The following is a 12834-nucleotide window of genomic DNA, read 5'->3' as shown; positions in this document are numbered from 1 at the left end:
TTTCAGGTCTGGACCTGCCAGAAGCGTTCGAGGTCGCGGAAGTGCCAGCGTGAGGGGTCTTCCGTGCCCTTGATGCGGTCGGCGCAGCCGGGGCGGGCGAGGTCCACGATTTCCGGAACGATGTGGGCGTCGGCGCGGGTGGAATAGAACACCCGCACGCGCGGCTGCAGCAGCGACTTGCTGCCCTGTTCCATGACCACCCCGAGACGCCCGGACTCCAGACGCACCAGCGAACCCACCGGGTAGATGCCGACGCTGCGCACGAAGGCCTGAAAGATGGTCTCGTCGAAGTGCCCCTTGCTCCATTCGACCATCCGCCGGATCGATTCCGCCGGATCCCAGCCGGCCTTGTAGGGACGGTTGGAGGTGATCGCGTCATAGACGTCGCACACCGCGCCCATCTTGGCGAACAGACTGATCTGGTCGGCTTTGAGGTGGTGCGGGTAGCCGCTGCCGTCGACCTTTTCGTGGTGGTGCAGGCAGACATCCATCACCACCGCGTCGGCGCCGCTGCCTTCGACCAGCAACTGGTGGCCGGCGGCCGGATGGCCCTTGATGATCTCGAACTCCTCGTCGCTGAGCTTGCCGGGCTTGTTGAGGATCTCGTTGGGGATCAGCGCCTTGCCGAGGTCGTGGAGCAGGCCGGCGAGGCCGGCCTGCCTGGTCTGCGCTTCGTCGAGGCCGAGCTGACGGGCGAGGGCGAGCATCAGTGCGCACACCGCCACCGAGTGCATGTAGGTGTAGTCGTCGGCGGTCTTCAGGCGCGCCAGGCTGATCAGCGCGCCGGGATTGCGCGCCACCGACTGGGAGATTTCCTCGACCAGCGGCATCGCGGCTTCGGCGTCGATGGCGCGCCCCATGCGCACCTCGGAGAACATCGATACCACCGCTTCCTTGGAGCGCGAACAGATCTGCGCCGCGCGCGCCAGTTCCTCCTTCATCGACGCCGGGCGCGGGGCCGGGGCGGTGGCGGCGCGCGCCAGTTCGCGCTCGACCTCGGCGTCGCGATCGGCCTTGTCCACCGCTTCGGCACTGATGACATCGGCGCCTTTGTCGGTATCGATCCATACCTCATGGATGCCGCACTCGACGATGCGGTGGAGGTCCGCCGGGTCGTCGAGGAGGAAGGCGCTGCGCCAGAACGGGTGCTCCATCCACGAGCCGCACAGCTCGTGGATGTACATGCCGGGCTTGAGATGCTTGACGGGAATACGCTTGAGCATGGGGGTCTGCCGGATCGGGATCAATGACGGCGGCTGAGCTGGGCGGTGGCGCGCTCCAGTCCGGCCAGGGTGAGGGGGTACATGCGTTCGCCGACGAGCTGGCGGATGATGTCGATGGACTTGCGATAGGGCCACAGGCGCTCGGGCTCGGGGTTGAGCCAGGCCGCCGCGGGGTAGGCGTCGAGCAGCCGGCGCAGCCAGGCCGCGCCGGGCTCGCTGTTCATGTGCTCGATGGAACCGTGCTGATGGAGGATCTCGTAGGGGCTCATGGTGGCGTCGCCGACGAAGATCAGCTTGTAGTCCGGCCCGTAGCGGTGGATGACGTCGATCAGCGGCGTGCGCTCGTGGTGCCGGCGGCTGCTGTCGCGCCACACGCTCTCGTATACGCAGTTGTGGAAGTAGTAGTGCTCGAGGTGCTTGAACTCGCTGCGACAGGCGGAAAACAGCTCTTCGCAGACCTTGACGTGGTCGTCCATCGAGCCGCCGACATCGAGGAAGAGCAGCACCTTCACCGCGTTGTGGCGCTCCGGGCGCATCAGCAGATCGAGCCAGCCGGCGTTCCTTGCGGTGGCCGCGATGGTGCCGTCGAGATCGAGTTCCTCGGCTGCGCCTTCGCGTGCAAAGCGGCGCAGGCGGCGCAGTGCCACCTTGATGTTGCGCGTGCCGAGCTCGACGCTGTCGTCGAGATTGCGGAACTCGCGCTTCTCCCACACCTTCACCGCGCTGCGCTTACCGGCGGAGTCGCCGCCGACGCGGATGCCCTCCGGGTGAGTGCCGCTGTTGCCGAAGGGCGAGGAGCCGCCGGTGCCGATCCATTTGCTGCCGCCCTGATGGCGGCCTTTCTGCTCTTCCAGGCGCTTGCGGAACTCCGCCATCAGCTTGTCCCAGCCGAGCTTCTCGAGGCGCGCCTGCTCCTCCGGCGTGAGGTGCTTCTTCATCATCGCGCGCAGCCATTCTTCCGGCAGCGCTGCTTCCAGGCCGGGGATCTCGCTGACGCCCTTGAAGTACTCGCCGAAGGCCTGGTCGAAGCGGTCGTAGAGGCTTTCGTCCTTCACCAGGCAGGTGCGCGCGAAATGGTAGAAGGCCTCCATGTCGTGCCCGCACACGCGTGCGCGCAGGCCCTCGAGCAGGGTCAGGTATTCGCGCGTGGACACCGGCAGGCGGCGGGCCTTGAGGTGGAGGAAGAAATCGACCAGCATAGCCGCCGCCTCAGTCCTGCACCGTCATTGCCCACGCCATCGCTTCGAGATGGCAGGCGGTGGCCTGCTGCGGGCTGATGCCACAGGCCGCGGCGGCGCGGCGCAGGTCTGCGGCGTCGCCGTGGCCGCGTTCGCAGGCGATGGCCAGTGCGAGCAGCGGATACAGCGGGCCGCGGGCGTGCAGCAGGGCGTCGCCGATGTCGTCGGCGAGCGCGAGCGGGGCGAGGGCCTTGTCGAGGGGGGTCTGCATGATGACGTCGGCGAGCGACAGCAGGCCGACGAGGAAGAGGGCCTCGCACTGCGCCACGGTCTCGCCGTCGGCAAGCAGTTCCATCATCCGTGCGCGGATGAGGGCGGTCTCCAGCGCCGAGGCCGCGCGCCCGTCCTGCCCCGCGGTGCTGCACGAGAGCAGGATCAGCCAGCGCTGCAGGCGTTCGCGGCCGAGGATGACGAGGGCGTGCTCGATGGAGCTGATCGGCTCGACGAAGGCATTCGCGGCGGCGTTCACGTAGCGCAGCAGGCGCAGCGCAAGGGCGGCGTCCTCCTTGAGGAGCGCGGCGAGGTCATGCGTTTCGCCGTTCTCGCGCAGGCGGCGGAGCAGACGGGTGATGCGCAGCGTGCTGGGGCTGAGGTCGTGTTCGGTCCAGTCTTCGCGGCTGGTGATGAAGGGGCCCTGGAACAGCGCTGCGCCGATGCGAAAGGCAAAACGGAAGTCTTCCAGGGCCGGCAGGTCGCGGATCAGCAGGCGCGCATGGGGGGCACTGCGCGCCATCAAGCGGCGCAGTTCGAGTTCGTGCAGGGCATCGAGCGCAGGTGCGCGGGCGACGACCACGTCGGCGTGGGTCAGCAGGGGGGCGGCGCTGGCATTCTGCAGGGGGTCGGGCACGGCGATGCGGAAACCCGCCTCGCGCAGGCTGTCGATGCGCTCGGCGAGCGCCGCCGCGGGCAGGGCGCCGACGTCCGGCAGGGAGGTGAGCATCAGCACCATGTGGGCCGCCGGCAGGTCGGCCAGACAGGGGTGGTCGAGGAAGGAATCGGGCACCTCGATGAAGGCCAGACGGTGACCGAGCAGGCGGCCGATGTCGGCATGGGCGAGATTGCGCACCAGCACTTCGGCATAGACGTGCTGAATGCGCCGGCTGCTGTGGCGGATGTGGTTGCGCGTGCCTTCGTGGAGCATGAACTGGTAGCCGGCGATGCGCTGGTCGCGGCCGAGGATGGTCTCCCGGCACAGGTAGGTGACCGGTGGTGAGTGCGGGTCGTCCTCGGCCTTCACGGTGGCGCGCAGCGGGGCATCATGATTGAGCTGCGCGAAGGCCGCCGCCGCTGCCGGGGGCGCTGTCGCAGGGGGGCGGCCGAGGCCGCGCAGCCAGTCGAGGAAGGTCTTCAGCATGGCGGCGGGCGCCTCAGCGGTTGTGGCGCGCCATCATCACCAGGCGCTCGAAGAGGTGCAGGTCCTGTTCGTTCTTCAGCAGCGCTCCGGCCAGTGGCGGCACGATCTCCTTGTTGTCGCGGGCCTTCAGCGCCTCGGGCGGAATGTCTTCGGCCATCAGCAGCTTCAGCCAGTCGAGCAACTCCGAGGTCGAAGGCTTCTTCTTCAGTCCCGGTACCTCGCGCAGGCCAAAGAACACCTCCAGCGCCTCGGCGAGCAGGGCCTTCTTCAGTCCGGGGAAGTGCACGTCCACGATGGCCTGCATGGTGTCGCGGTCGGGGAAACGGATGTAGTGGAAGAAGCAGCGGCGCAGGAAGGCGTCGGGCAGTTCCTTCTCGTTGTTGGAGGTGATGAACACCAGCGGACGGTGGCGTGCGCGCACGGTCTGGCGGGTCTCGTAGACATGGAACTCCATGCGGTCGAGTTCGCGCAGCAGGTCGTTGGGAAACTCGATGTCGGCCTTGTCGATTTCGTCGATCAGCACCACCGTCGGGGTGTCGGCCTCGAAGGCCTGCCACAGCACGCCCTTGACGATGTAGTTGGCAATGTCGCGGACGCGGTCCTCGCCCAGTTGCGAATCGCGCAGGCGCGATACGGCGTCGTACTCGTAGAGCCCCTGCTGGGCCTTGGTGGTGGACTTGATGTGCCACTGCAACAGCGGCAGGCCGAGGGCGCGGGCAACTTCCTCGGCGAGCATGGTCTTGCCGGTGCCGGGCTCGCCCTTCAGCAGCAGCGGGCGCTGCAGGGTGATGGCGGCATTCACGGCGAGGGTCAGGTCGGCGGTGGCAACGTAGTCCTGTGTGCCTTCAAAGCGCATTGCGTCCTTCCTCCATGGCGTCCGCCAATTATAGGCCTGCCGGTGGCGCGGAGACTGTGGCGGATTGTGCATCGGCGCAACGCCTGCGGGCGCCTTTGCCTTCCAGTTTGCCGAGGCTTGGCGTAGAATCCGCCCCCGTCATCGGGGAGTAGCCGCCCGGCATTGCGACCGGGGCCTGCATCAACAGACTTGTCCACGCGGACATGGTGCAGGCAGCGAGCGGACGCGCGTGAAGCGCGCCGCAGGGCCTGGCGAGACCTTTGACCGTGCCACCCTGCAAGGGCCGGGGGTGTGGCGCGGTCATGGGTTTCATTCACTGCCGGCCCCGGGTACCCCGCATATGGAAGCCTTCCTCGTCTCCACCGGCATCGTCGCCCTCGCCGAAATCGGCGACAAGACCCAGTTGCTGTCCTTCGTGCTGGCGGCGCGTTTCCGCAAGCCATGGCCGATCATTGCCGGGATCCTCGTCGCCACCCTGGCCAATCACGCCTTCGCCGCGGCGGTGGGCACCTGGATCACCGGCCTGCTCGGGCCGGAGGTGCTGCGCTGGGTGCTGGGGTTGTCCTTCATCGCCATGGCAGCGTGGATCATGGTCCCCGACAAGCTCGACGAGGACGAGGTGCAGCCGCTGCGCTTCGGCGTCTTCGGTGCCACCCTGGTGGCGTTCTTCCTTGCCGAGATGGGCGACAAGACCCAGATCGCCACAGTGGCGCTGGCTGCCCAGTACGAGGCCTTCGTTGCCGTGGTGGCCGGCACCACGCTGGGCATGATGATCGCCAATGCCCCCGCGGTGCTGGTCGGCGACCGCCTCGCCCACCGCATGCCGGTGCGCCTGGTGCATGGCATCGCCGCCTGTATCTTCGTGGTCCTTGGTGCGCTGGTGCTGATGGATATCGGCGCTTGAGGGGGTCAGGAGCAACTGAGCTTGATACTGTCGACAACGGCGTCGACCCTGGCCTTGTCGCTGTCGTTGAAGTAGGTCTGGATCACCCCGAGCGCGTGCTCGCCCTGCACGCAGGCGAGATAGCGCTGCACCACCGTGCGGCCGCCGAGTTCGGTGCGTACCTCGAAGGAACCGAAGGGCACGCCATTGACGGTCTGGATCTGGCAGCCTGCCGAAATGTCCGGCTGCATGGCCGAACTGGCAAGGATCTGGCGGGCGTGGAAGAGATAGTCGCAGCCCGACTTGATGCCCGGCATGATGGCGATGTTTTCCGCCACCGCGATGACGCTGGGGTTGCTGCTTGCCGCGGCGCCGGGAACGTGCTGGAAGAAGGCGAAGATGGGCAGGGTGGTGCGCAGGGATTCGTCGAGCAGCGCCTTCATGCCCTTGCTGTCACCGGCCATCATGTTCACCCCTCTGGCGCTCATCGCCATCGTGGCCTCGGGGTCCTGGGCGTACCAGCCTGCCGGTTTGACCACTTCGAGGCCGAAGTAGGCGTTGACGTAGCGGCTGCCGTCGCTGCTCTCGGTGAGCGGTGATCCCTGCTCTGCCTCGCCTTTGCTGCAGGCGAGGGTGAGCAGGCAGAGGAAGGTGGCGAGCAGGGTTCTCAATGCTGTCTCCGGAAAAGGGTCGGGCGCCGGCGGGGGGTGCCGGATTATGACATGGGAAACGAAGCCGGCGGCGCGCCGCGTCAGGCGCCTTCGGTCAGTGGCGGCACCGGGCAGTCGAGGGCTTCGCAGACCACGCGCAGGAGTTCGAACTCGCTCGCGTTGACCTGGCCGTCGTGCATCACCGCGGTGGCGCAGGCCTCGATCAGGCGGGCGCGAAAGGGTGGGGTGGTGGCGGCAAGATGATCGAGGGCCTGGTCGATGCGCTCGGGGCGCATCTCGGCGCGTTCGAGCAGGGTCCACGGCCCATCGGTGGGGGCCTGCCGCGCCGCGGCGGCGAAGGCCTCCTCGGCCAGCGAGGCGTCGCCGTGCCCGGCGCGGGCGAGCAGGCTCAGCAGCACGGTGATGTCGGCGTGCAACTGGGTCGGCGAGGTATTGCCGCGGTACCGGGTGCGGGGCGGCAGCAGGGCATGGTGGAGGATGCGCTGCAGGGCATACTCGAACAGGGAGACGCGGCCGTCGGCGCGGATCAGCGCATCGACGCTGTCAAGCACCTGACGGCGGGCTTCTTCGGCGGGCTCGCGCAGCGCCGGAATGGCAATGTCGAGAATGGGCAGGCGCGCCCTGCTGCCGGCGGCGCGCAGAGTGTCACGAAGTTCGGCGCAGGCGCTGGCGCTGCCGTCGCCGTGGCGGCTGCGCACGATGTCGAGCTGGCGCGTGCGGATGGTGGCGTCTTCGGCCAGCAGGAGGGCGAACACCGCTGCCTGGGCGCCGGCGGGGTGATGCACCTCGTCCACGAAGGCCGGCGGCAGCCCGGCGAGCAGGCGGCGGGCAAAGTCGACGTGCTGCGGGCGCACCGTGCCCACGCTGGCGGCGAAGGCCGCCGCCGAAAGCGGCTGTGCTGCGCGCTCCGCGCTGCCGGCAAAGCCCGCGGCGGCGGGCGTGGTGGCAGCGCTGCCGGTGCTGGCGGCACTGCGCGGCGCGCCACGGAAGGAGGGATCGATGCGGCGGATGCGTTCGTCGAGCGGCGGATGGGTGGCGAACATCCGTGACAGCGCCATGCCGCTGCCGAAGAACATGTGGCTGGCCTCTTCGGCGCGTGGATGGCCGATCGCCGAGCCGTGGCCGGCGATGCGCTGCAGGGCGCCGGCGATGCCCGCAGGGTTGCGGGTGAACTGCACCGCCGCAGCATCGGCGAGGAACTCGCGCTGGCGCGACACCGCGGCCTTGATGATCTTGCCGAACAGCACGCCGACATAGCCGACGACGATCAGCACCAGCCCCATGATGATCATCGGCGCGGCGCCCTTGTCGGAGCCGCGCGCGCTGCGCGCGAGGATGCGGCCGATGAGGGTGAGCAGCAGGATGCCGTGGAGCACGCCGATCAGGCGCAGGTTGAGGCGCATGTCGCCGTTGAGGATGTGGCTGAACTCATGGGCGATGACGCCCTGCAGTTCATCGCGCGAGAGCTGTTCGAGCGTGCCGCGGGTTACCGCCACCACCCCCTCGGTGGTACGCGTGCCGGCGGCAAAGGCGTTGATGCCCTGTTCGCCGTCGAGGACGTACACCGGTGGCGCGGGGATGCCGGCGGCGATGGCCATCTCGTCGACGACGTTGACCAGCCGCCGCTCCAGCGCGTCGGTGGTGGCGCGCGGTACCAAGCGCCCGCCGAGCGCCTCGGCAACCGCCGCGCCGCCGCCACTGGCGAGGGTGAGGATCTTGTACAGCGAGCCGAGGAGGATGAAGCCGCCCACCACCACCGCGGTGGCGAGCAGCAGTTCGGGCTGCCACCAGCTTACCGGCTGCGGGCCGTAGGGCCCTTCGCCGCTGCCGAGCACGAAGGCCAGCAGCAGGTAGATCACCAGTATGATCGCCACCACCGCGGCGGCAAACCAGCCCACCAGTTGCCGGCTGGCCCGGCGGGCGTGGTCCTGTGCAGCGAAAAAGTCCATCCCGAGGGCGGCTTAGTTGAAGCTCACCTTCACCGGCTGGCGCGCCGCGGTGTCGTCCATCTGCCACTGTTCGGCAGGGCGGAAGCCGAAATTGTTGGCCACCAGCACGTCGGGGAACTGCTCGCGCTTGATGTTGTAGGTGGTCACCGCGTCGTTGTAGGCCTGGCGGGCGAAGGCGATGCGGTTCTCGGTACTGGCCAGTTCTTCCTGCAACTGCGCCATGTTCTGGTTGGCCTTGAGGTCGGGGTAGGCCTCGGCAAGGGCGAAGAAGCGCCCCAGCGCACCGCCGAGCACCGATTCCGCCCCCATCAGCGCGCGCATCGCGCCGGCATCGGCGGGGTCGCCTTCGGCACGGCGCGCAGCGCTCTGGGCCTGGTTGCGGGCATTGATCACCGCCTCCAGGGTGTCGCGCTCATGCTGCATGTAGCCCTTGGCGGTTTCCACCAGGTTGGGAATGAGGTCGTAGCGGCGCTGCAGTTGCACGTCGATCTGCGAGAAGGCGTTGCTGACCCGGTTGCGCAGTGCGACCAGGCCGTTGTAAATGACCACGACGTAGCCGACGAGGACGACGAGGATGGCGATGACGATCCAGGTGGTAGACATGCCGCAGGTCTCCGCTGTAAAGGGTGGAAGGCGCATCCTACCGTGGAAATGCAAACGCGCACAGGCTTCGCGCTTGAGGGGCGGGAGGCGGAGGACTATCCTGAAGGACGCTCACTGGTAGATCCATGCCGATGCCTGCCCGCCTTGTCCGTTTCCTGCTGCTTGCCGCGCTGTTCGCCACCTCGGCGGCAGTGGCTGCACCTGCGCCCTGGTATCAGTGGCGCAGCAAGCTCAATGGCGCGCTGCACTGCGCGCAGACGTCGCCAGGGGAAGGCTGGGAGCGGGTGCGCGGGCCGTTTCGCGATGTGCGTTGCGAACGGCCGGTGCGGGTTCCAAACTCCCTGAACGGGGTTTAGGGGGGGGGCTCCTGGCGGGGCGCCTCAACCTGTTTCTGTGCTCTTTGGTTAATGCGTAGGTGCTAATTTTGTAGTTGTATGTAATATGCCCTGGTGCTAAGTTCGCACTTGTCCGACACTTGCGCAATTTGCGATCACGCGTGACCACCCGTTCCGACCGCCTCTCCCCTTCAAGCGCGCGACTGCCCACCGCGGCGCTGCTGTGGCTGCTTGGCAGCCTTGCGACCCGTTTCGGCCGTCCTTTCGATGCGGAGTTGCTGCTTAGGCACCTGTCACCACCCTGCGATCTGCCAGCACTGGTCGAGGCCCTGGCTGGACTAGGCATTGATGCCGGCCTCGCACCGCTTCCTGACGGTGCCGACTGGACGCAGATTGCCTTTCCCGCCATTGCCTTTCTGCACAGCTCTGCGCAGCCCGACGAACCGGCCGCGGACACGGGGGAGCCTGGCTTCGTGCAGCCAGTGTTCATTCTGGGTCTTGCCGATGACCAGCTTGCCCTGGTCGGACCCGACGACAAGGCACCGCGCAAATTTCCCGTTGCCGAGGCCCGCGCAGTGCTCGCGCCACAGCTCTTGCTGGTCACAGAGACCGCTCCTGCGCTGAAGGATGCACACGGCGAGCGCGACGCTGCCACACCCCATGGCGAGCGCAAGCCCTTCGGTTTCTCCTGGTTCGTGCCCGAACTGCTCCGCCACCGGAGCCTGTGGCGCGACGTGCTGCTCGCCAGTCTGAGTATCCAGCTCGTTGCCCTGGCCACACCCTTGTTCACGCAGGTCATCATCGACAAGGTCATCGCCCATCACGCACAGAGCACACTGACCGTGCTCGGCGTGGCGATGGTGGTATTCATGATCTTCACCAGCCTGATGACCTGGCTGCGGCAGTACCTGGTGCTGCACACCGGCTGCCGCATTGACGCAGTGCTGGGGGAAAAAGTCATGCGTCACCTGCTGCGCCTGCCCGTGGGCTACTTTGAACAGCGTCCCACCGGTACGCTGGTGGCGCGCCTCAACGGCATCGAAAGCCTGCGTGATTTCGTTTCGGGCGCGGCGGTCACCCTGGTGCTGGATTTTCCCTTTCTGTTCATCTTCCTCGCCGTGATGCTGCTCTACAGTTGGCAGCTCACCCTTATCGTGGTTGCCGTGCTGGTGCTGATCGTCCTCGCCAGTATGGTCATGGTGCCCATCTTCCGCGCCCGCCTGGACAAGCAGTTCCTGCTAGGTGCGCGCAACCAGGCCTTCCTCACCGAGTACCTGGCCGGCATGGCTACCGTCAAGTCGTTACAGATGGAGCCCAATGTCGACAAGCGCTACGGCGGCTATCTGGCGCAATACCTGTCGGCGAGCTTCTCCACGCGCCAGGTCGGCAACACCTATCAGGTTACAGCTGGCGCGCTGGAACAAACGATGACGCTGTCCATCCTCATCGTCGGCGCCTGGTACGTGATGCAGAACAGCGGCTTCACCGTCGGCATGCTCGTCGCCTTCCAGATGTTTGCCAGCCGCCTGTCGCAGCCGGTGATGCGCCTGGTCGGGCTGTGGCAGGAGTTTCAACAGGCCAGCGTCGCGGTCAAGCGCCTCGCCGACATCCTCGACATGCCGCAGGAGCCGGTCACCCTTACGCCCCAGCGCACCCGCGGCGGCGCCGGGCGCATTGAGGTGCGCGACCTTGGCTTCCGCTATTCCGAGCAACACCCCTGGCTGTACCGTAGCCTCAATCTCGCCCTGCCTACTGGCAAGCTCACCGTGCTGATGGGCCCTTCGGGTTGCGGCAAGAGCACGCTGGCAAAGCTGTTGCAGGGTTTCTACTTTCCGCAGGAAGGGCAAATCGTCATCGATGGGCGCGACATCCGCACCCTTGCTGCCAACGAGCTGCGCGCCTACTTCGGCGTAGTGCCACAGGAAACCGTACTGTTCTCCGGCACGGTGTACGACAACCTGCTCATGGCCCAGTCTCATGCAGGCTTCGAAGACATCATCGCAGCCTGCAAGGCTGCGGAAATCCACGACGTCATCGAAGCCCTGCCGCAGGGTTACCAGACCGAGATCGGCGAGCGCGGCACCGGCCTTTCCGGTGGCCAGCGGCAGCGCATCGCCATTGCCCGCGCACTGCTCAAGCGCCCCAAAGTGCTGATCTTCGATGAGGCCATCTCCAACCTCGATCAGCACACAGCCGAACACTTTGCCCACACCATAAACCGCCTCAAAGGCAAGGTCACCATGATCTTCATCACCCACCAGGTGCCTCGCGGCCTGCAAGTGGACGAGGTGGTGCAGATGGATCGCCACGCCGCCACCATGGCGCTGGTCAAGGAGGGGGCATGAGGCATCCGGCGTCAAGTCTCGACGGGCTCGCCGTACCCACGTGCCGCGAGCCGGGCAAACTGACCGCCGCGCGCAGTCCCGATACCCGCCTGCTGATCATCCACCAGAACTTCCCCGGGCAGTTTCGCGAGCTTGCTCGCGCCTGGGCCACCCAGCCCGGCCTGCAGGTGTTGGGCCTCGGGCGCGAAACCGCCCCCGGCTTGCCCGGTGTCGCGTGGCAGCGCTATCGCCTGCACCGCGCACCGGCCAAGGCCCAGCACCCCTATCTGCGGCAAATGGAAGGCGCGGTGCTGCACGGTCAGGCGGTCGCCCGCACGCTCGGGCGTCTTGCCCGCCAGGGCTACAAGCCGGACGTCGTCCTCGCTCACCCCGGCTGGGGGGAGACCCTCTACCTGCGCGACGTATTCCCCGACGCCCGCCTCATCCACCTGTGCGAGTGGTACTACGGCAAACCCGGTGCGGATGTCGGCTTCGACCCCGAATTCCCCGTCGGCCCCGACATCCACGCCCGTATGCGCACCTGGAACGCCCTGCACGCGCTCAACCTCGCCCAATGCGACCTCGGCATCAGCCCCACGGCATGGCAGCGCGCCCAGCACCCGGCCGAATTCCAGCACAAGATCACCGTTCAGCACGAAGGCATCGACACCCGCTACTTCGCGCCCGACCCCCAGGCCCGCTTCAGGACGCCCTCCGGCGTCGAGCTCGCCGCGGGCGACCCGGTCATCACCTTTGTTGCCCGCAACCTCGAACCCTATCGTGGCTTCCACATCTTCATGCGCGCCCTGGCCCGCATTCAGCGCCTGCACCCGCACTGCCACGCCATCATCGTGGGCGGTGACGAAGTCAGCTACGGCCCCAGCCCGGACGACGCCCCCAACTGGCGCGAAAAACTCCTGCGCGAAGTCAGTCTGGATCCCGCCCGTACCCACTTTACGGGCCGGCTAGCACGCGCCGACTACCGCCGTGTGCTGCAGGTCTCCGCTGCCCACATATACCTCACCTACCCCTTCGTGCTGTCGTGGTCTGCGCTCGAAGCCCTGTCGGCCGGCTGCCTGGTCATCGGATCGCGCACTGCGCCGGTGGAAGAGGTCATTAGTGATGGGGAGAACGGGGTGTTGGTGGAATTCACTGATGTGGAGGGTATATCGCAGTGTGCCCTGCAGGCATTCGAAGGTGAAAGTACGAAAAAAGCCATCCGAGCGCAGGCAAGGGTAAGCGCAACAAGGTTCGATGTTAGCTACGCGGCTCGAGGTTTTCGCGGTGGCTGGGAATCGCAGAGGCAAGGGAGAAAGTGAATGCAAAGGCCAACTGATCGGAAAGGTGGGGTGGCTTGGCTCAGACTGTGTGGGGGCATCAGCGGCGCAGTGGGCCAGT

11 protein-coding genes and 1 riboswitch are annotated in these 12834 nt (G+C 66.9%); of the genes, 4 read left to right on the top strand and 7 right to left on the bottom strand.

Features of this window, described 5'->3' with window-relative positions:
* Window positions 1-2 precede the first annotated feature (2 nt).
* From C8261_RS09080 to C8261_RS09065, 4 genes are read right to left on the bottom strand one after another with little or no spacing between them, the layout of a single operon-like run.
* Window positions 3-1223, bottom strand: a complete 1221-nt coding sequence (locus tag C8261_RS09080) for an HD-GYP domain-containing protein (RefSeq protein ID WP_107493373.1) — start codon at window positions 1221-1223, stop codon at window positions 3-5.
* 20 nt (window positions 1224-1243) lie between these two features.
* Window positions 1244-2422, bottom strand: a complete 1179-nt coding sequence (locus C8261_RS09075; RefSeq protein WP_107493371.1) for a vWA domain-containing protein — start codon at window positions 2420-2422, stop codon at window positions 1244-1246.
* A gap of 10 nt (window positions 2423-2432) precedes the next feature.
* Window positions 2433-3815 (bottom strand): EAL and HDOD domain-containing protein, encoded by a 1383-nt coding sequence (locus C8261_RS09070; RefSeq protein WP_107493369.1) that lies wholly within the window; start codon window positions 3813-3815, stop codon window positions 2433-2435.
* Between the two features lie 13 nt (window positions 3816-3828).
* Window positions 3829-4671, bottom strand: a complete 843-nt coding sequence (locus tag C8261_RS09065; protein WP_107493368.1) for an AAA family ATPase — start codon at window positions 4669-4671, stop codon at window positions 3829-3831.
* Window positions 4672-4802: 131 nt separating this feature from the next.
* Window positions 4803-4912: riboswitch (yybP-ykoY riboswitch) on the top strand.
* A gap of 99 nt (window positions 4913-5011) precedes the next feature.
* On the opposite strand from C8261_RS09065, the gene C8261_RS09060 reads away from it, so the two are divergent.
* Window positions 5012-5575, top strand: coding sequence for a TMEM165/GDT1 family protein (locus C8261_RS09060; protein WP_107493366.1), 564 nt, complete (start codon window positions 5012-5014; stop codon window positions 5573-5575).
* A gap of 5 nt (window positions 5576-5580) precedes the next feature.
* Here C8261_RS09060 and C8261_RS09055 read toward each other — a convergent pair whose 3' ends face one another.
* The 3 genes from C8261_RS09055 to C8261_RS09045 all read right to left on the bottom strand — a co-directional run bounded on the left by C8261_RS09055 (window position 5581) and on the right by C8261_RS09045 (window position 8777).
* Window positions 5581-6225, bottom strand: a complete 645-nt coding sequence (locus tag C8261_RS09055; RefSeq protein ID WP_107493364.1) for a hypothetical protein — start codon at window positions 6223-6225, stop codon at window positions 5581-5583.
* A gap of 80 nt (window positions 6226-6305) precedes the next feature.
* Window positions 6306-8174, bottom strand: a complete 1869-nt coding sequence (locus tag C8261_RS09050) for a M48 family metallopeptidase (RefSeq protein WP_107493363.1) — start codon at window positions 8172-8174, stop codon at window positions 6306-6308.
* A gap of 12 nt (window positions 8175-8186) precedes the next feature.
* Window positions 8187-8777 carry a LemA family protein gene (locus C8261_RS09045; protein WP_107493361.1) on the bottom strand — a complete coding sequence of 197 codons (591 nt, stop codon included), beginning with the start codon at window positions 8775-8777 and terminating at the stop codon, window positions 8187-8189.
* Window positions 8778-8902: 125 nt separating this feature from the next.
* On the opposite strand from C8261_RS09045, the gene C8261_RS09040 reads away from it, so the two are divergent.
* The 3 genes from C8261_RS09040 to C8261_RS09030 all read left to right on the top strand — a co-directional run bounded on the left by C8261_RS09040 (window position 8903) and on the right by C8261_RS09030 (window position 12755).
* A complete protein-coding gene (locus C8261_RS09040; RefSeq protein ID WP_219905169.1) occupies window positions 8903-9133 on the top strand; it encodes a hypothetical protein in 231 nt (76 codons plus the stop codon).
* Window positions 9134-9273: 140 nt separating this feature from the next.
* A complete protein-coding gene (locus C8261_RS09035) occupies window positions 9274-11457 on the top strand; it encodes a peptidase domain-containing ABC transporter (RefSeq protein ID WP_219905168.1) in 2184 nt (727 codons plus the stop codon).
* Window positions 11454-12755 carry a glycosyltransferase family 4 protein gene (locus C8261_RS09030; protein WP_107493359.1) on the top strand — a complete coding sequence of 434 codons (1302 nt, stop codon included), beginning with the start codon at window positions 11454-11456 and terminating at the stop codon, window positions 12753-12755. The genes C8261_RS09035 and C8261_RS09030 overlap by 4 nt, the downstream gene beginning before the upstream one ends.
* Window positions 12756-12834 lie beyond the last annotated feature (79 nt).

Source organism: Pseudothauera lacus, from assembly GCF_003034845.1.
Classification (GTDB): domain Bacteria; phylum Pseudomonadota; class Gammaproteobacteria; order Burkholderiales; family Rhodocyclaceae; genus Pseudothauera; species Pseudothauera lacus.
Note: the sequence above shows the minus strand (reverse complement) of the source record. Positions and strands in the feature narration are given on the sequence as shown.

Coding starts and splice junctions, on each gene's coding strand:
- C8261_RS09050 (WP_107493363.1), bottom strand. CDS start 8,174: ATGGACTTTTTCGCTGCACAGGACCACGCCCGCCGGGCCAGCCGGCAA.
- C8261_RS09075 (WP_107493371.1), bottom strand. CDS start 2,422: ATGCTGGTCGATTTCTTCCTCCACCTCAAGGCCCGCCGCCTGCCGGTG.
- C8261_RS09060 (WP_107493366.1), top strand. CDS start 5,012: ATGGAAGCCTTCCTCGTCTCCACCGGCATCGTCGCCCTCGCCGAAATC.
- C8261_RS09040 (WP_219905169.1), top strand. CDS start 8,903: ATGCCGATGCCTGCCCGCCTTGTCCGTTTCCTGCTGCTTGCCGCGCTG.
- C8261_RS09045 (WP_107493361.1), bottom strand. CDS start 8,777: ATGTCTACCACCTGGATCGTCATCGCCATCCTCGTCGTCCTCGTCGGC.
- C8261_RS09030 (WP_107493359.1), top strand. CDS start 11,454: ATGAGGCATCCGGCGTCAAGTCTCGACGGGCTCGCCGTACCCACGTGC.
- C8261_RS09065 (WP_107493368.1), bottom strand. CDS start 4,671: ATGCGCTTTGAAGGCACACAGGACTACGTTGCCACCGCCGACCTGACC.
- C8261_RS09070 (WP_107493369.1), bottom strand. CDS start 3,815: ATGCTGAAGACCTTCCTCGACTGGCTGCGCGGCCTCGGCCGCCCCCCT.
- C8261_RS09080 (WP_107493373.1), bottom strand. CDS start 1,223: ATGCTCAAGCGTATTCCCGTCAAGCATCTCAAGCCCGGCATGTACATC.